Raw genomic sequence first — 17,507 nt, 5'->3', positions numbered from 1 at the left:
GGCGAATGGCGGATGCGCCCACGGGTGTCCGGGTAGGCAGTGCGTACATCGAGATCAATCCTCAGATGGACCGCGATGAGCTGGCGCGTCAGCTCGCAGCTTTTGAGCAGGCCGTCAGGTCGACCTACAAACGGCAGAGCGATATCACGCAGGCGTACGCCCGCCTCCAGGTCCAGCTTGAACAGTACGTTACCGCCCAGCACGGCGAGCACGCCGCTAAGCGTCTGGCAACGGCCACCGAAACGCTGAAGGCCCGTAAGGCGCTCAGCAAAACCGAGGCTGAGATGTATCTCAAGGCCCTCGCTGAAGTCGAGAGTGCTGAGAGGGCTAGTGAGGCACGAAAGGCTGCGGCCAAGGAGAAGGCCGCCCGCCAGCGTGAACGCCTTGCCCTGAACGCTCGTAATCTCGAAGTCTCCTACGGTGCTGAAGTAGCCGCCTCGTACCGCAAGGACGTGGCGTCGATGATGAAGGACAACAAGAACCTTTCCGTTGTCCGGATCAACGAGGCGAAGCAGTGGGCTGCGGCCGAAGCGACTGAGGCGAAGAAGGTTGCCGCGGAGCACACCCGCCTGACCCAGCAGCGTGAGGCCCAGGTCAAGTCTCTCTCGGCTCTCGTCGTCCGACAGGCCCAGATCGAGGCCACCGAAGCCGTCAAGGCCGCTCGCACGGCTCAGGCCGCGTACACGGCGGCCCACAACACCCGCAAGGCTCAGATCCTCTCCGAGCTGGCCGCCACGAAGGCGGCTGCCGTCGCCAACGTCCAGTCGCAGATCGCTGCGGCCCAGGCCGCTCAGCGCGCCGCCCAGCAGACGATCAAGGCGAACGGCGAGGCCACCAAGGCTCTCCAGGACAACGCCAACAAGGCGTCGAAGAGCTGGATGAAGGCCATGAGTTCGGCTGGCTCCAAGATCAACGGTGTTGGCGCCTCCCTGTCCGAGTTCGGTCGCAACGTCCAGCGCAACGTCACCACGCCTCTGCTGACCGCGGCCGGCGCCATGTCGGCTCTGGGCATCAGCGCCGGTGACTCGATCATCCAGGCGCAGACCGCCCTCAAGGGCATCGGTATTTCCAACAAGGACACCAGCGATTTCATCGAGACGCTGAAGTCCTTCGGTGTTCAGACTCCGTACACGGTCGAGGCGATGTTCAAGTACGGGGCTCAGTACACCCGGTCCAACAGGTCCCACGGCATGAGCGGGGAGAAGGCTTCCACTCGGGCGACGGATCTGGTGCAGGCCGTTGGTGACCTCGCGGCCTACGGCGGTAACACCGATCCTGATTTGGTCGCCAATACGCTCAAGGCTGTCGGCAACATCATGGAGTCGGACCGCGCCAGTCTCCGGAATGTGCGCACCATCGCTGAGAGCGGTGGTCTCGATGTCCAGACGCTTGCTCAGATGCTCGGCTTCAAGGACAAGAAGATGTCCAAGTCCGAGATAGCTGACCGTGAAAAGCTGATGGAAAAGATGGGCGTCGACTGGGAGGCCGGCGACGTCAGCAAGGCGTCTGCCCAGATGATGCTTTGGATGGCGAAGGCCGCGGAAACCGGCGGTGTTCCTGGACTGGCCGTCACTGACGCCATCATTGAGAGGGCTCAGGCTGTCGGCTCCGGTAAGGACGGCTCACCCGCTCGGAAGATGGGCGCTGCCACCATCAAGGGCCGTCTCTCCAACATGTACGAGGCCACGAAGTTCGGGCTGTCCGACTTCTTTATTTCCAAGGACGAAGAGAGCGACCTCTACAAGTATTCGGGTGCCGGTGCTGCCCTCATGGGTAAGGCGATTCCTGAGTACGAGAAGACCAAGGACGGGAAGTACAAGCTCGACAAGGCCGGCCACCGGATCGTCAAGGGCTACAAGTACGAGGGCGGCATTCTCGAAGACCTTGCCTCACTCGGTGGTGACCTGAAGAGGCCGGCGGGCGGCATGGTCAGCGGGCTGTTCGATGTCGTCGGGGAGTTCACCGGCTGGCTGAAGAAGACGGTCGACTACCTGGAGGACCACCCCGGCCTGACGGACATGCTCGTGGAGGCCGGTAAGTGGGGCGCGCTCCTGGGCGGCGGCGCCATCGTCCTCGGCGGGCTCATCAAGGCGTTCGGTCTGCTCCTCAAGCTGACCTCTCCCCTCGCCAAGATTGCCCAGACGGCCTACAAGGGCGCCAAGGGCACGGCCAAGATCGCCGGTCAGGCTACGGGCCTGGGCACGCAGACCGACGCTGACAAGGAAGCGAAGAGCATCCGCGAGCGGGCCAAGCGTGAGGCGAAGCAGCTCCGCAAGGCCGCCAAGAAGATGTCGGACCCTCGGGAGGCTACGGCAGCCCGTCTTCACGCCAAGGCGCTGGAGGCCCAGGCCAAGCAGCGTGCTCGGGAGACACGGCAGCAGGGCAAGGCGAACACCTCGCTCGGTGAGCGCTACGAGCAGCGCCGTACCAACCTGAACGGCGGCGACAACCGCAACCTTGCGTCCCGTGCTTGGGACCGTGTCCGCGGCCGCAACTCGCAGGTCGAAGAGATCCAGGTCAACACCGAAGAGGCCCAGCAGCAAATCGGTGCGCTGGAGCGCCAGATCGAGGCCCTGCGAGACCAGCTCCAGCGCTTCAAGAGCGCGGAGTTCAACGAGCTGGCGGAGCACCTGGCCGGCGACGAGTCCAGCGTCAGGTCCGCAGCGGAGAAGGCGGCTTCGGCTGTACGGGAGGCAGACCGCGCGACGGAGAACCTGAAGGCCCTCCGGCTCAGCGCCCTTGCCGACGAGTTCGCTCGGGTGACCGGGCAGGGCGGCTCCCTCGCGGACGCCGTGAACAAGGCGCAGTCTGCCGTCTCGACTCTGAACGGTAAGGGCCTTGGAGACCTCGACGGCGAGGTCACCGACGCCAAGGGCAAGGTCAAGTCGCTGGACTCGTCCGTCCAGGACGCCGCCAAGCAGGCCGGAAAGCTCAACGCCCGGAGCCTCGGGTCGCTCCGGGGCCAGTTCACGACGGTCAAGGACGCTGCGGACGCAGCCTCGAAGAAGGTCGGCTCCGGTGAGTCGTCCCTGATCAGTCGAGTCGGGAAGCTCAACACCCTGAAGATGTCGAGCGTCGTCTCCGAGATCGGCAAGCTCCAGGACAAGCTCAAGTCCACGGCCGGCGAGGCGAAGACGCTCGACAGCCGGCTCGATGACATCTCCAGCCACGCCCCCGGCGGGGGCAGCTCGAAGAGCAAGAGCACCAAGAAGGCTCTGGGCGGTGTCCTGCCCGGTTACACGCCCGGCAGGGATGTCCACGTTTTCACCAGCCCGACAGCCGGCACGCTGGAGCTGTCTGGTGGCGAGTCCGTGATGCGGCCCGAGTGGACTGCCGCGGTCGGTCCGGACACGGTGACCCGGTGGAACCGTATCGCCCGGACTCAGGGCGTGGGGGGCCTCCGCCAGGAGATGCGGTTCGCAAGGGGCGGCATCATCGACAAGCTGGGGCTCGGTCCCCTGGTCGACGTAGTCGACAGTTTCCAGGTCGGTCCGGACGTTCGCGGAGCGGCCCAGACCATGGAGATGGACGGCTCTTCGGTGCCTCTCGGTGGGCCTGCTCAAAAGGGCGTCATCGGTGCCGGTACGGACGGATCGCACTTCATCGGCAGTGATCTGGCGAAACGTTTCCGTGGCGTCTACGACTTCATTTCCCGTGACTCGTGGAGCATGCTCAGGAAGCTGCCGATCCCCAGCGGGCTCACCCAGATCATCGGTACGGTCGGCGGAGCCGTTGCCCCGGTTGCCAGTGACTATTTCTGGTCCGATGTCTGGAAGGGCAACGGCAACATTCTGGAGCGAGGCGACAAATTCCTCGGCCATATGTTCTCGACCAAGACTCTCCAGAAGATCGTGTCGGGGGTCTTCGAGGGGGCCTTTGACTCCGCGAAGGGGCTCTGGAACGCAGCTAAGTCGCTGGTGACTGATCCGGTCGATACCGTGTCAGACGCCGTAGACGGCATCTGGGAAACCGTGCGGTCCGAGTACGACGGCGTGGTCAGCATGACCAAGGGGCTGCGCGAGATCTGGCGCAGCCCGAAGGACTACGCGGCCCAGGTCATTACGGACACCTACGCCACGGCGAAGGAATCGCTGCCGAACCTCGACGGCCTTTTCGACTTCAGCGGCGATGGACTGTCCAGCAAAAAGCCGGATGTCGCCACACTGATGGAGAGCCAGTTCAGTGAACCGGGACTGGGAGACGCAGTTACCCGCTGGACTCCCCAGGTCCGAATGGCTCTCGCCCAGCTCGGGCTTCCCATGTCGGATGTCCCTCTCGTGCTTCATCGCATTCGCGTGGAGTCGGGAGGCAACCCGCGGGCGATCAATCTCTGGGACTCGAACGCGAAGATGGGCGACCCGTCTCGTGGCCTGCTCCAGACCATCATGGCAACCTTCAAGAGGTATGCCGGACCATACCTCGGCCGTGGCATCTACGACCCCATGGCAAGCATCTATGCCGGCCTCAACTACGCGATCCACCGGTACGGCTCTGGCTGGCGTAAGGCGCTGTCCGGAATCAAGGGCTATGCCACCGGCACCGATGGTGCAGAACGGGGCTGGGCGTGGGTTGGCGAAGAAGGCCCGGAACTCGTGAATTTCAAGGGCGGGGAAACCGTCCTGGACCACGAACAGAGCATGTTGGCCGGCATCACGCCCCTGCGGGGCTACGCCTCCGGTACCAGCCGGACGACGGGTATTGCGGCCGACGCCAAGAAGGGCATTTCGTCGCTGAACGCCGCGGTGAAGAAGCTGTACGACCTCATCACCAAGGCGTTCACGTCAGGCAAGATCAGTTCGGGTACCGCGAATTCTCTGAACAAGTGGATCGACAAGGAGAACACCCAGCTCCAGAAGCTCGTGAAGCAGCGGGAGGATCTTGCCCCGAAGCTGAAGGAAGCTAACGACAAGCTGGCAGCCATCAAGAAGGACGAGTCCGCCATGGCCGCGTCCATTGCGGACAAGGCCAAGGGGCTGAGGTCGCTCACGGACATATTCAACTCCGACGGGGTTTCTACGTCCTCCGCGCTCAACAGTCTGAAGCAGCGTCTTGCGGCCATCAAGGCATTCCAGAGCGACATCAACGCCTTGACCAAGCGCGGGTTCTCCAAGGAGATCATTGCCGAAATCTCCGAGGCGGGTCCCGAACAGGGAAGCGCCATGGCGAAGGAGCTGCTGAACGCCACATCTGCTCAGGTGAAGGAATTCAACAGCACGTACGCGGCCATCGGGACGGCATCTGACGCCCTCGGGAAGTCGGTGGCCGACTCGTACTACGCCGCCGGAAAGAAGGCGGCTCAATCGCTGGTCGACGGCCTGACCGCCAAGGACAAGAAGCTCGTCCAGCAGATCGAGGCCCTGGCCGACACCATCGTGAAGACCTTGCAGCAGAAGCTCAAGGTCAGCTCGAAGACGCCCGTGGATGCGGGCCTGGCCGCGCTTCTGACCTGGCTGACGGGCGAGGGCCAGGCGGTGAAGGGCGGAGGCAACACCAAGAAGCAGAAGACGACTCGGGTCACCACGTCTTACTCAACGGATTCCAAGGGCCGCAAGGTCACCACGGTCACGACCACGGTTACCGATCCGGCGAAGGGAACCACGACCACGACCACCGAAAGGACCGTGGGCGGTAAGACCACCAAGTCCACCAAGGTCAGCAAGATCAAGGGTTATTGGACTGGCACCCGCGCGGCTTCTCCGGGTTTTGCTCTCGTCGGTGAGCGCGGTCCTGAGCTGGTGGATTTCCGAGGTGGTGAGCGCGTTCGTGACGCGCGAGAGACGGCCGACCTGATGGGGCCTCGATACGAGATCCACATTCATGAGGCGAAGTCCGAGAACACCACGCAGTCCGTCCTCCGAGCGATGCAGTACGCAGAGGTGATGGCCGGCATGTAATCGACAAGGAGTGTCATATGCCGATTCCCGTAAGGTCAAAGGCCCCGGTAAGCGAGGCTCGTTTCTCCGCGCCCGCGGTCCCGGTGCCCGAGAATTGGCAGCACACGTACGTGTCGATCAGGGGAGCCAATGGTCAGGGGGAGGAAATCCCCCTGACCGGCTTCCAGGGCCGTTCATGGCCGGTCATTGTGCTACAGCCCGGCGTGTCCGGCCTCGACCTGCCCCCTTTCGAGCTGCACGCGGACGACTCCCCCAACCTCGACGGTTCCATGTACCGGGGAGCCAGGGCGGCGGCCCGGCAGGTGCTCTTGCCGGTCTACGTCTACGGCATCGACCGGAAGACGCTCAAGGCATTCAAGCGAAAGCTGGCGAACGCCCTGAACCCGAAATCGGGATACTGCGTACTCACGTTCGTGGAGCAGGACGGCGTGACTCGTCGGCTTCAGTGTTACTACGCCGGGGGCATGGAAGGAAATGAATCCGCCGACGCCGCAGGCTTCCGCTGGATTACCTACGGCATCCAGCTCACAGCAATGGACCCCTATTTCTACGGCGACCTCGAAGCGGCTGCAAGCTGGAGTTTCGGCACAGCTCAGCCCTTCCTGAAGAACCCCTTCTTTCCCGTCAGGCTGAGTGCCGGTACGACGGCGGCCGACACAATCACCGTCTCCAATCCCGGCGACATCGAAGCGTGGCCCGTATGGACTTTCACAGGTCCACTGAAGTCCTTCGCGCTGACCGGTCCGGACGGTTCCACGTTCGGGATACCGGCGCAGGCCGGTGGTGCTGACGCACTCCAGGCCGGCCGGACACTCACCATCGACACACGGCCCGGATACAAGACAGCGATCGATGACCGGGGGATTAATTACTTCCCTCTGATGAACCCTTCGCCGTCCCTCTGGCCCCTCCCTCCGGGCACGTCGACCGTCAAGACATCACTGGTCGCCGGCAGCGGGACGGCGACCGTAAACGTGAAACTGACTCCGCGATATGCGACGTACTGACAAGAGGTGCACATGGGATACCGGGTGGAGGTGCGCGACGCTGCTCTGAACCGAATAGGAGTAATCGACACATGGATCTCCATGGATCTCGTCGTCCGATACTGCCAGCAGGGCTCATGGCAGATTCTCGTGCAGGCCGGCACACCCCAGGCTGACCTACTCCAGCGGGGCGGCGGAGTCGCCATCTACCAGGACGGCGTGACCACGCCTCTGATCACGGGGCAGATCGAGAGCTTCCAGCACTACTGGACCAACTCCCAGCACTCCGGGGCCGGGTCCCTGTACTTCGGCGGGAAGTGCGACAACGCGCTCGCCTACAGGCGACTGGCCTACCCCGACCCGACCCGGCCGGCCACCCAGCAGTGGCAGGCCGACGACACCGGGCGGGCAGTCTCGGGGCCGGCCGGCCATCTGATCTGGTCCGAGCTGAATCAGGCCCTGGGCCCCGGAGCCCTCGCCGGCCGCCGGATCGACAGCGTGGCGGTGGGCGCCGACACCAGCCTGGGCCGTAAGGTCTCTGATCAACTCCAGTGGGACGTGATCGGGACCAAGCTCGAATCGTGGATCGACACCACGACCACCGGCTACCGGTTCCTCTGGGACCCGAACAAGCGGGCCATCAGCCTCAGCCTCTTCACTCCGCGGGACCTCTCCAAGAAGGTCCGCTTCAGTCGCGAGCTGGGCAACCTGCGCGAATTCACGTGGGCGCTGACGGCCCCCACCGTCACCCGCGTCATCGTGGCCTGCCAGGGCACCGGCAAGGGCCGGTACCTGTACCAGCAGATCGACACCGAGACGGAAGCCGAATGGGGCCTCCAGATCGAGCAGTTCGTAGACCGTCGAGACCTCCCCATCAAGGCCGACCCGACCACGGGCCAGCCCGTAAAGGCCGACCTCTCCGTGACGGACGAGCAGTTCGCCACCGCTCAGCAGGCCGTGAAGGACGCCGCAACGGAAGTCCTCTCCCAGGGCGCGAAAAACGGCAACTTCCAAATCTATCCCGTCGACACTCCGCTCGTAAAGTTCGGCCGGGACTACTTCGTAGGAGACCGAGTGACGGTTTCCGTGGACGGCACGGAATACACGGACATCGTGCGCGAGGTCTCCATCACCGTGGACCAGGGCGGACAGACGGAGACGGTTTCCCCCAGCATTGGGGAGCAGGGCTCAGGCAACCCACTCAACATCTACAAGACGGTATTCGAGATGCGCGAAAAGCTGCGCAGGCTAGAGGCGAGGATGTAATGGCAGAGATCAGTTACCCGTTTTCCGCCGATAGTGCTGGCGGCGGACAGCAGATGATGTCTCAGACTCAGTGGCAGTACATGGCCCGAGCCTTCGGCAAGGATCGCGTCGACTTCCGGCTCACCGCTACGTCCATCGACGGCGGACAAATCCCCTTCAGAGCAACGATCACCAGCGGCACGACGGTGAACATCGCCCCAGGCCGCGCCTTCGTCGGCGGCTTCTACTACACGCTCACCGCGACTCAGGCAGTCACCATCACCTCCAACACCAGCACACTCCCCCGCATCGACCTGATCGTCCTCCGGGCCGATCTCGGCACTGGTTCAGTCAACCTGGCCGTAGTGAAGGGCCAGGCCGCGGCCACCCCGAAGCCTCCCGCGCTCACCCGCGCGTACGGGGGCCGGTGGGAGATGCCGCTTCATCAGGTCACCGTCCCGGCCGCCAGCGGCGCTCTCAGCCTCGTCAACGTGATGCCGTTCGACACCGTGGAACACGTCGCCATCCCGTGGAACGCTCCCTATGCCGGCGCCCTGCTGGAAAATGGCACCTTCGTGATGGACATGGACAGCAATAACAATGACTGGCAGACGGAATACTTCGTGGGCCGCGATGGCTTCGTTCCGACTCGCGATTTCAGCAAGGCCCGGACCTACACGCCCAGCATGGTAGGCATCGGCAACCCGGCCACCCGCCAAGGCCGCTGGCGCTGGATCGCACCGAACGCCGTTTGGTTCTCGGTCTACATCGCCTCGACCTCTTCGTCCGACCTCAAGCTGAACAAGGGGAATTGGACGTGCGGGGTCACCCTGCCCGTACCGGCGAACGCCGCGACAGGGCAGATATTCACCGGGCACCTGGACAACAACGGGGACGGCCACTCCACGGAGCTGCCGAACTTCATGAGCATCACAGCCAAGGTGAACCGGGGCAACCCGACTTCCACCATGTACCTGTACTACCCGAACAAGAACTACTCGACCAACTCGGGCCTGGACGGCCTTCCCCTCTTCCCGCGTAAGGGATACCTGACCATCTCCGGAGTCTACGAGGCAGCCAAGCTCTAACCCGTCGGCAGAGCCGCCCATCCCGCCCCCCGGTAGGGGCATTTTTTATTTCCAAGGAGACTTATGGCTCGATATCTGTTTGGCGGCACTGCCGCTGACGTGGCCGAAGACGTAGCCGGCGGCCGTGTCCCCGGAGCCATCGGAACGGTGTGGGACGGCGCTTCCGAAGGCGCTGTCCAGGTGACCGACCTGACCGACCTCGACGGGGCTCCGATCTCCCAGCTCCAGGCAGACGCAGACGGCATGGTGCCAGCCTTCTACGGCCCTGAGCCATCCCCTGAGCGGCTGTACCTCGACTTCGGCGGGCCTCGCGTGGCCATCCTCGCCACGGACCTGGGCGACCGCTTCGCGGAGCACGTGGCCGCCGAAGACCCTCACGGGTCCAAGGCCGCGGCGCTCGCTGAGCTGAAGGCCCAGAAGGGGGCAGCCAACGGCCTCGCCACTCTCGACCCGTTCGGCCGGGTCCTGCTCGATCAGCTCCCCGACGTTGCCAAGACCCCCGAGATGGCCGACTGGCTCAACGTCAAGGCCGACGCCTACGGAGCGGTGGGCGACGGCGTGGCCGACGACACCGAGGCCATCCGGCGGGCGGTAGCGAACGCCGGTATCGGCGGCATCGTCTACTTCCCCAAGGGCGTCTACCGGATCACGAAAACCCTCGACCTCCCCCGCGGAGTGACCCTGCTGGGCTCTCACTCCAACCGCATGGTCGGTCCCGGCATGGTGAATGAGGACTTCCCCTGTTACATCCAGGCCGACCCGTCGATGACGACGGGTGCCATGATCCAGATTATTGGTGAGTCGGACGGCACCCACCCTGCACTCAACGGTGAGCAGCGGCTTATCAATCTCATGCTCGACGGCTCCAAGGTGACCACCGGGAATCTCGATGGCCTCCACGCCAGGGGCAACGTCCAGAACGTGATCCTGCGAGACGTGTGCATTCGGCGGATGCCGAACAATGGCATCATCACCGGATCGAACTCCGCGGGCGAGTTCCCCTACTCCTGGCGCCTCCACAGCGTGATGGTCGACAGCGCCCGCGCGAACGGCATTTCCTTCGAGCGACAAACTGACCTGACCATGATCGACGTGCAGGTCATCGGCTGCGCGGCTACCGGCATCAAGCTGACCGCCTCCCCGAACACGATCCTCGAAGCGTGCCGCGCTGAGTGGTGCGGCGGAGACGGCTTCTGGATCACCGGGGCCTGGGGCACCGGGCCAGGGTCGGGCTCCATGACGATGAGCGCGTGCAGCACCGACCGCAACGGCTGGAACGGCGTGCGGATCGACGCCACCGGAAATGGGCCGTTCCTCATCAACGCGCTCCAGACCCGGCGAGACGGCCGCAACGGCGGCCCCGGCGGGGGCGGATACGCGGGTCTTGCCCTGTCCAACCGCGCCCCGGTCATCGTGACCGGCCTGGGCTGCTACGTCGGCACCGACGACGGCGGAACCGCTGGCACCAGCCCGCAGTACGGCGTCCGCGTCAAGGACGCCCGAGACGTGACCGTGATCGGCGCGTACCTACACGGCCTGACGGCCGGCGTCCAGCAGGAAGGCGCCAACGAGCGCATCAAGTTCCAGGCCGTCACCACCGTGGCCGGCAACAACTACGCAGAGGATCGCGTCCAGGCGTACTGACAGCTCCGGGAGCCCTCATGACCATCAACGAATTCTTCTCCTTCTCGGGGCCGGTGGCGACCTTCGTTGCGCTCGCTGTTGTGGTCCTGGGGGCCTTCCGTACGAATACGGCAAAGGTCTGGCGGGAGGAGGCGGAAGCCCAGAAGGCGCGGGCTGACCGCCTGGCGAAGGACTTGACTGAGATCAAGGACCGTCTGACCCGGATTGAGGACGAGAACAAGAAGCTCGTGGAGCTGCTGACTGCCCTCGATCCCGACCGAGTGCGGACAATCCGCATCTGATTCCCACGACTTCGAGGGGCCGGCCTGTGCGGTCGGCCCCTTTCGCATGCCCGAAGGAGGCATACATGAGCACTCAGGCTGCCAAGGTGCTCAGCACCGCGAGGGCTGAGGTTGGCACCAAGGAGGTCTATTCCAACGGCCATTGGGTCAACAATTCGAAGTACAACAAGTGGCTTGGGAAGATCCCCGGTTACGGCCAGGACGGCTACGGATATCCGTGGTGCGCGGCGTTCGTCGCATGGGTCGCTGATCAGGCGGGCGTCGCGGCTCTGTACCCGCGCTCCGCTTCGTGCTCGGTCGGCGTTTCCTGGTTCAAGAGCAAGAAGCGCTGGTCCGAGTATCCCGCCATCGGCGCCCAGGTATTTTTCGGTGGAGGCGGCGGGACGCACACGGGTCTGGTGGTCGGCTACGACTCCAAGACGATCACCACGGTAGAAGGCAATACGTCGGTGACCGGCTCCGCAGAAGGGGACGGCGTGTATCTGCGAAAGCGGAACCGCAAGGACGCTTACGTGTACGGATATGGTCTTCCGCAGTTCAAGGAAGGCATCACGACCGCTGACCCGAGCAAGAAGGGCAAGGCGGGCTTCCACTACGCGGCGACCGCTTCGGCGCCCGCGGGCTCCAGCTCCAGCTCCAGCAGCTCGACCTCGAAGTCTCGGACCGTGGTGGTGAAGTCGGGCCAGACCCTCGGAATGATCGCCGCGAGCGCTGGCGTCTCACTGGCTGCTCTACTCGGGCTCAACCCGCAGATCAAGAACCCTGACGTGGTGCACCCCGGCGACAAGGTGAGCGTTCCCGACACTCCGCCGGCCTCGAAGCCGGCACCCAAGCCGAAGCCGAAGACGGCCTTCCCCGGCGCCGCGAAGTTCAAGCCGGGCCAGGTGAACGAGCACGTCACCAAGCTCGGTGAGGCCCTGGTCAAGAAGGGGTTCGGGAAGTTCTACGCCCTTGGTCCTGGCCCTCGTTGGACGGAGGCTGACCGACTCGCCACGCAGGCGTTCCAGCGCGCTCAGGGCTGGTCCGGTGCGTCTGCCGACGGATACCCCGGCCCGGAGACCTGGGCGCGGCTCATGAAGTAGGAGGCCCCATGAAGGATTTCGTATCGAAGCACAGTGTCCGACTGACCGCCCTTCTCGCGGCTCTGGTTCCGCTCCTGGTCGTGGCGTGGCCGGGCGTCCCGTGGGAAGCCTTGGTGCCTGTCCTCGCCGCTGTTCTCGGCCTCGGTGAGGTGGCACAGCGGCATGAGGACTCGAAGACTGCGGAGGCCCTGTATGAGGAGCCTCCGGATAGCTGAGGCAGAGGGGTCTACCTCGGGTGAGAAGAGATGAATTGCCCCCGCCCACCTTTCGGTGGGCGGGGGCTTTTCGTCGTTCCGCCCCTACTCCTTGATCCGAAGCTGAGCCTCGGGGTTGGTTGTGTCCAGGTACATCGTCCCTGGCGGGAGGTGCCGCAGCGGGTCTTCGATGCCCAACAGGTCTTCCAGCTCTTCCTTGGCATCCCTCGCCACCCCGGATGCGTGCGCCTGCAAGGCCGCCCTGATCACCTCCTGGTGCCTCTCCACGTAGTACGCGAGGTCTTCGGCGTCGACGTCGGGGTCAGGCTCTTCGAGTACCGCGTCAACGTCCCTCAGGTCCGGGAAGCCGGGAAACTCGGTGTCATAGAAAGCCCGGCTCTTCATTTCATCGTCCCAGGTGAGAATGACCTGAACGTCATCGTTCCGCCACATTCTTAGGATACGCAGGTACTCCACCGAGTAGGTTTCACCCGCGGGCTCGACCAGCGCGCCGACGAGGGTCAGGCCGTACTCTTGGACGGCCTCCTTGAGTTGAGACAGCGCCTCCAACTCCGAAAGGCTGAGCAACGCTTCCTTAGTCTCGAAGTAGATGATCGCCTTGCGCTTGTGTCGCATTTGTCTCCCTACAACGAAGAGCCCCCGACTTCGGTCGAGGGCTCTTCCATGTCCGGCCTGTCAGGTCAGCCGTTGGCCTTCTCGTACGCCTCACGGATGGGGGCCGGCACGCGCCCGCGGTCGTTGACCTCGTAGCCGTTCTGCTTCGCCCATTCCCGGATGGCCGCCGTGTCGGGTCCGTTCTTGCCCTGGGAACTGGTGGACCGGTTACGTGTACTCGCGGGCCGGCCAGACTTCCGGCCAGCGGCCACGTACTTGCTGAGGGCCCCCCGCAGCTTCTCAGCATTCTTGTGCGTCAAGTCGATCTCGTACGTCTTGCCGTCGAGCGCGAACGTCACCGTCTCATCGGCCTCGCCCCCGGTGAGGTCATCAGTGAGGAGAACGACCGTCTTCTTAGCCATGCTTGCTTCCTACCTTCTATATCTGTTGTGCGTATGTTACTTGGTTGCGGGAGGGTCCGGGGCTTCGTGCAGAACATCACAGGATGAGCCGACCCCCCTTGAACTGGGGGGCCTGTGACGTCATTCGATCACGTCTCCGTCCTCGTTCTCCGCGTACACGTCTGTCCGCCCTTCCGCAGCGAACTCGCGCAACGACCAGCGGGCCTGGTCCTCGGTGAGGTCTACGGTCAGGGGGTCAGGGCCGTCTCCCCATAGCGACCACTTGGACATGCCATCTCCTGTACTCTGAGATCAGAGAAGCGGCCCCGGACAATTCCCCTGTCCGGGGCCGCTAGCTCTCCGGTTACTTGCCGGTCCTGCGGTACTCCGCACACCGGCGCTTCCAGTACCGCTTCGCGGCGTCCGTGTTGGCTTCCTCAGCCAGCTCAAGGAAGTTGGCCGGCACCTCGAAGCCGCCAGCCGACGCGGGGTTCTCCTCGGGCTCCTGGTTGTTCATGCCCACCGGGTTCTTGTCATCGACGTAGGCCCAGTGGATCTGGGAGACCAGCGAACACGTCATGAAGGTCTCGTACGTCTCCGGGTGACAAATGTCGTACTTCCCGTCTCCGGTGTAGACGACCTTGGCCTTCTGCCAGCCGACCGGATCGGGGTTCCGCTTCCCCGCCTTACCTCCCCACCAGATGATCGGCTCGTGGTTGCGGTATCGGCTGGGCAGATTCAATACGTTCCGGAGTTCCCCGGACTTCCACGACTCCGGCCCCGCGGGCTCCTGGTCCTCGTTGTCCTCCAGGGCCTCGCCCCCGTAGATGCCGGCGAGCTGCTGGAGCTGCTGACCGATGCCGCCCTCCAGGGGCGCTTCCGCGTCCGGCCAGATCTGTCGGGCCGCCTTCACGTACCTCGCCCCGCCCAGGACAGTCACCTTGACATCCTCAAGGCCCAGGGCCTCGACCTGATCCCTCACGGTCCCGAGTCGGATGCTGCCCTTGCCACCCCACTGCACGTCGTAGTTCTCGATCTCCTCGGTGAGAGGGATGAGACCGTACTTTGCACTGAGCACCATCGTGGGGCCGTCCATGACCTCAGAGGCCATGAGGCAGGCCCGGAAGTAGTTGCCGGTGTACCGCTCCTCTGCGGGGATCTTCCCCGGAGCGTCCGACTTCTTTCCGCCGCAGGCGATCACGACCAGACGCTTCGGCTCGACCTCGGGTTCGGGGGCCTGGTCCTGAGCCACGAGCGGTGGGTAAGAGGCTCGCTGCTCCTTCGCGCTGTTCAAGGTGTCGTGCTCGGTGTAGTCGATGAGCCCCTGACGCTGTGCGTCGTGCCAAAGCCGGTAGTAGCGCTTGCCGTCCGGTGAGAGCCGGAAGTACCGCCTACCGTCCACGGAGGAGTACATGAGCCACCCGCGCGCCCACAGATCCAGTACGCGGAGACGCTTGACTGCCCTGCCCTCGGTCCATTGATCGTCGAGGTAGAAGCCCTTCGGGTCCTCGATGAGCCTGCCGTCAGCCGCGTGGGCCAGTACCGTCATCTGCGCCTTGCTGAGGCCGAACCCGCGCAGCGCCTCCAGGTCGCTATCGGGGATCGGGGTGACCTTGGGGTGGTCGAGTCCGTGTGCGGCGGCACCGGCGATGGCGCCTCCCATGTCCTCGTGCTTGGAGATCAGCGCTTCCGCGCCTCCGTGTCGCGAGCAGAAAACCCCGTACGTCTCGGGACGGTCGCTGATCAAGCTGATGCTGACACCATCGGGCAGGTCGGGCTTCCAGGGCTGAGGCGCGTCGACGGACGCAGGCTCCTGGTCCTCGTTGTCCGCCGGGCCTTCGACGGCGGCCTTGAAGTCGTCGGCGGACAGCTCGGGGGCCTGGTCATCGCCGGTACCGAGGTACCCGTTGATGAGCCGCTGTGTCTGCTCGTACGGCTCGGTGTAGGTCCCGATGAACTTCCGCACGGCTCGCTGCACGGCCGGGGTCGGGTGGTCCCATTGCCGCTTCATCTGGTCCAGGAACCAGCCCAGCGTCTCGGTGGTGATCCGACCGGAGACGCCGTTCGTCGCCCAACTCATATGGGCCAGCTCCTGCTTCACGGCCTGCGGGATGCTGGTGTCCTTCTTGAACTCCAGCGAGTACGGGCTGCGGAAGAGGCCGGCTGCGGACTTCGGCATCTTCACCGCGTGCCGGATCTCGCGAGGATCGTCCGGCTCGTACTCCAGTTCGAACTTGAGCATCGACTTGGCCGCCATGACGTTGTTGCCGTTGGCGTCGTCCAGCCAGTTGCGGGCGAGTCCGAGCACGACCCCCAAAGCATCGTTGGTCAGCTCCAGCTCGATCGTGTTCATGCTGTTCCTGCCCTGGCGCTCCAGCTCCTTCGCGCCGGCCTCGCAGGCCGCGAACAGCTCACGCTCGCCCTTGGTCGTCGGCTTGACGGTCCGAAGCACGTGCTTCCGGAGCTGCGCGGGCACTCGCAAGGTCTTGGTGTCACTCATCTCAGATTCCGTTCTTCTTCTCAGGGATGGATCGGTCTATCAGGCGCACGTCCCAACTGCCCATTCGGCTTCGCTTCACGTTCACTCCGAAGCGATCAGCGATGTCCAGGTTCCGTATTCGCTCAGCCCATTCCCTACACTCCTCCCATGCCTCTTCTTTGGTGGGCGGAGAAAGTAGAACCTCCACCCTCTTCGAGGGGCGAGTGAACAGGCTCTTACAGGACGTGCGCATTACTTACTTTCCTTACAGCAGACTCACGAACGGGTTCGTGTTGGCCGGGACCGGAGTGTTCTGTACAGGCTTGGTCTTCGCCCGCAGGGCTCCCAGGTCAATGACCTTGCTCTTCTCTTCCTTCAAGCGCTCGACTTCTTCGGCATCGAGCAGCCGGTAGACGATCGAGGGTGCGCCGCGCTTACCCTCGATCTTCACCTCGCGCATCTCCACGTTGTCCATTCCGGCCACGGTCTCCTTGATCCCGGCCGCGTTCATCTTTCCCCACAGGGGCCGCAGAAGATCAGACGACTTCGCCTCTCCCCCGTGCCGCTTCAGGACTTCGATGATCATTTCCTCAGGGGTCTTCATAGGCTTACCACCCCCGTCGGTGGCCGCGTCCTTCACCAGCTTCTCGACGGAATTCATCGAGTAGGAAACGAACTGCCAGGCCGCCTCAACCGCATCACGGCTGACCACGCTCGTCATCTCCGTGGTTGCCAGGACCGCCGCGACCCGCTTCACCTGCTCCGCGGAACGCTCCATGTACGACGCCAGCAGCTCAGGCATCTCCGCCATCCGGTCCTCCACCACGGCCCGGATCTCGTCGTACCGTTCGCCGGCCTCAGCGGAGAAGACCATGGCCCGAGACTCCTCGGTGGCCCACTCGTAGGCTTCCTTGAGAGCCGTGGTGTCCGGGATCTCAGGCTGGGAGTTGTACGGCAGCATCTTCGAGCGCTCGACCAAGACCGGGAGCAGCCTGTTGTACGAGCCTCCCAGGGCCTCGCTCGAAGAGACGTACTTCGCCCACTCACCTGGGGTGATGTGCGCCGTGAATCCAAGCAGGGGCTGGGCGACGCTCTGAAGGCCGTCCTTCTTGGTCCGGTTGGACAGAGGCTTTCCGTCCCAGGCCGTACGGAAGTACGTCGAGAACTTCGAGCACTTCTTCTGATCCTTCAGGACAGAGGCCCATTCTTCCTCGATCAGGACGCAGCGGCCGTCAATGCCGCCGTCCGCCCCTACCGTCTCCAGCTCCAGCTTGGAAAGCATGTCGACCAGCGACGGCCCGCTGGAGACGCCGGAACGCCGCCGTGAATGCACGAACCCCCCAATCACCTTGTTGAGGGCACTCGTCGCCGTACCGAGGGCATACCCCTTGCGCCCCAGAGCGCTCCTACCTGCGAGCACGGTCCAGACGACTACCGGCCGCCGGTCCATGCGCACAGTGCGGCTGATCGCTGCGGAATACAGGGACAGGCAGGTCGCCCAAACCCCTACAGGGTCGGCTTCGCTGGTCGGCATAGCCGCCTCAACGACATCGCCCATGGGGCCAAACTTCATCTGCTCGAACGTGGTCATCTCTCTT

General features: G+C 64.1%; 13 protein-coding genes. 8 read left to right on the top strand and 5 right to left on the bottom strand.

What is annotated here, in order from left to right; all coding sequences use genetic code 11:
- Positions 1-5 precede the first annotated feature (5 nt).
- From AB0L74_RS10285 to AB0L74_RS10250, 8 genes are all read left to right on the top strand, one after another.
- On the top strand, positions 6-5,894 hold the full coding sequence (locus AB0L74_RS10285) for a hypothetical protein (protein ID WP_365648297.1): 5,889 nt from the start codon (positions 6-8) through the stop codon (positions 5,892-5,894).
- Positions 5,895-5,911: 17 nt separating this feature from the next.
- Positions 5,912-6,901, top strand: coding sequence for a phage tail domain-containing protein (locus AB0L74_RS10280; RefSeq protein WP_365648294.1), 990 nt, complete (start codon positions 5,912-5,914; stop codon positions 6,899-6,901).
- A 12-nt stretch (positions 6,902-6,913) separates the two neighbouring features.
- Positions 6,914-8,146, top strand: coding sequence for a siphovirus ReqiPepy6 Gp37-like family protein (locus tag AB0L74_RS10275; RefSeq protein ID WP_365648291.1), 1,233 nt, complete (start codon positions 6,914-6,916; stop codon positions 8,144-8,146).
- Complete coding sequence (locus AB0L74_RS10270; RefSeq protein WP_365648288.1) at positions 8,146-9,213, top strand: hypothetical protein; 1,068 nt, start codon at positions 8,146-8,148, stop codon at positions 9,211-9,213. The genes AB0L74_RS10275 and AB0L74_RS10270 overlap by 1 nt, the downstream gene beginning before the upstream one ends.
- Before the next feature lie 63 nt (positions 9,214-9,276).
- Positions 9,277-10,857, top strand: coding sequence for a glycosyl hydrolase family 28-related protein (locus AB0L74_RS10265; RefSeq protein WP_365648286.1), 1,581 nt, complete (start codon positions 9,277-9,279; stop codon positions 10,855-10,857).
- A 17-nt stretch (positions 10,858-10,874) separates the two neighbouring features.
- Positions 10,875-11,138, top strand: a complete 264-nt coding sequence (locus AB0L74_RS10260) for a hypothetical protein (protein WP_365648284.1) — start codon at positions 10,875-10,877, stop codon at positions 11,136-11,138.
- A 65-nt stretch (positions 11,139-11,203) separates the two neighbouring features.
- Positions 11,204-12,220 carry a peptidoglycan-binding protein gene (locus AB0L74_RS10255; protein WP_365648281.1) on the top strand — a complete coding sequence of 339 codons (1,017 nt, stop codon included), beginning with the start codon at positions 11,204-11,206 and terminating at the stop codon, positions 12,218-12,220.
- Positions 12,221-12,228: 8 nt separating this feature from the next.
- Positions 12,229-12,435 (top strand): hypothetical protein, encoded by a 207-nt coding sequence (locus tag AB0L74_RS10250; protein WP_365648278.1) that lies wholly within the window; start codon positions 12,229-12,231, stop codon positions 12,433-12,435.
- Positions 12,436-12,519: 84 nt separating this feature from the next.
- Here the strand turns inward: AB0L74_RS10250 and AB0L74_RS10245 are convergent, their stop codons facing one another.
- From AB0L74_RS10245 to AB0L74_RS10225, 5 genes are all read right to left on the bottom strand, one after another.
- Positions 12,520-13,050 carry a hypothetical protein gene (locus AB0L74_RS10245; protein WP_365648276.1) on the bottom strand — a complete coding sequence of 177 codons (531 nt, stop codon included), beginning with the start codon at positions 13,048-13,050 and terminating at the stop codon, positions 12,520-12,522.
- A 65-nt stretch (positions 13,051-13,115) separates the two neighbouring features.
- Complete coding sequence (locus AB0L74_RS10240; RefSeq protein ID WP_365648273.1) at positions 13,116-13,451, bottom strand: Lsr2 family protein; 336 nt, start codon at positions 13,449-13,451, stop codon at positions 13,116-13,118.
- Positions 13,452-13,571: 120 nt separating this feature from the next.
- The gene (locus AB0L74_RS10235; protein ID WP_365648270.1) at positions 13,572-13,721 is read right to left on the bottom strand and encodes a hypothetical protein; all 150 of its coding nucleotides are present in this window, start codon (positions 13,719-13,721) and stop codon (positions 13,572-13,574) included.
- Positions 13,722-13,794: 73 nt separating this feature from the next.
- Positions 13,795-15,930: a DUF6884 domain-containing protein gene (locus AB0L74_RS10230; RefSeq protein ID WP_365648267.1), complete on the bottom strand. Its 2,136-nt coding sequence runs from the start codon at positions 15,928-15,930 to the stop codon at positions 13,795-13,797.
- A gap of 244 nt (positions 15,931-16,174) precedes the next feature.
- A complete protein-coding gene (locus AB0L74_RS10225; protein ID WP_365648264.1) occupies positions 16,175-17,500 on the bottom strand; it encodes a DUF3987 domain-containing protein in 1,326 nt (441 codons plus the stop codon).
- Positions 17,501-17,507 lie beyond the last annotated feature (7 nt).

It is taken from the genome of Streptomyces sp. NPDC052020 (assembly GCF_040680575.1).
Classification (GTDB): Bacteria; Actinomycetota; Actinomycetes; order Streptomycetales; family Streptomycetaceae; genus Streptomyces.
Note: the sequence above shows the minus strand (reverse complement) of the source record. Positions and strands in the feature narration are given on the sequence as shown.

Bases quoted from the DNA above. Each gene is read 5' to 3' on its own strand.
- AB0L74_RS10280 (WP_365648294.1), top strand. From the start codon at position 5,912: ATGCCGATTCCCGTAAGGTCAAAGGCCCCGGTAAGCGAGGCTCGTTTC.
- AB0L74_RS10225 (WP_365648264.1), bottom strand. From the start codon at position 17,500: ATGACCACGTTCGAGCAGATGAAGTTTGGCCCCATGGGCGATGTCGTT.
- AB0L74_RS10260 (WP_365648284.1), top strand. From the start codon at position 10,875: ATGACCATCAACGAATTCTTCTCCTTCTCGGGGCCGGTGGCGACCTTC.
- AB0L74_RS10255 (WP_365648281.1), top strand. From the start codon at position 11,204: ATGAGCACTCAGGCTGCCAAGGTGCTCAGCACCGCGAGGGCTGAGGTT.
- AB0L74_RS10285 (WP_365648297.1), top strand. From the start codon at position 6: ATGGCGGATGCGCCCACGGGTGTCCGGGTAGGCAGTGCGTACATCGAG.
- AB0L74_RS10235 (WP_365648270.1), bottom strand. From the start codon at position 13,721: ATGTCCAAGTGGTCGCTATGGGGAGACGGCCCTGACCCCCTGACCGTA.
- AB0L74_RS10275 (WP_365648291.1), top strand. From the start codon at position 6,914: ATGGGATACCGGGTGGAGGTGCGCGACGCTGCTCTGAACCGAATAGGA.
- AB0L74_RS10270 (WP_365648288.1), top strand. From the start codon at position 8,146: ATGGCAGAGATCAGTTACCCGTTTTCCGCCGATAGTGCTGGCGGCGGA.
- AB0L74_RS10250 (WP_365648278.1), top strand. From the start codon at position 12,229: ATGAAGGATTTCGTATCGAAGCACAGTGTCCGACTGACCGCCCTTCTC.
- AB0L74_RS10265 (WP_365648286.1), top strand. From the start codon at position 9,277: ATGGCTCGATATCTGTTTGGCGGCACTGCCGCTGACGTGGCCGAAGAC.
- AB0L74_RS10245 (WP_365648276.1), bottom strand. From the start codon at position 13,050: ATGCGACACAAGCGCAAGGCGATCATCTACTTCGAGACTAAGGAAGCG.
- AB0L74_RS10240 (WP_365648273.1), bottom strand. From the start codon at position 13,451: ATGGCTAAGAAGACGGTCGTTCTCCTCACTGATGACCTCACCGGGGGC.
- AB0L74_RS10230 (WP_365648267.1), bottom strand. From the start codon at position 15,930: ATGAGTGACACCAAGACCTTGCGAGTGCCCGCGCAGCTCCGGAAGCAC.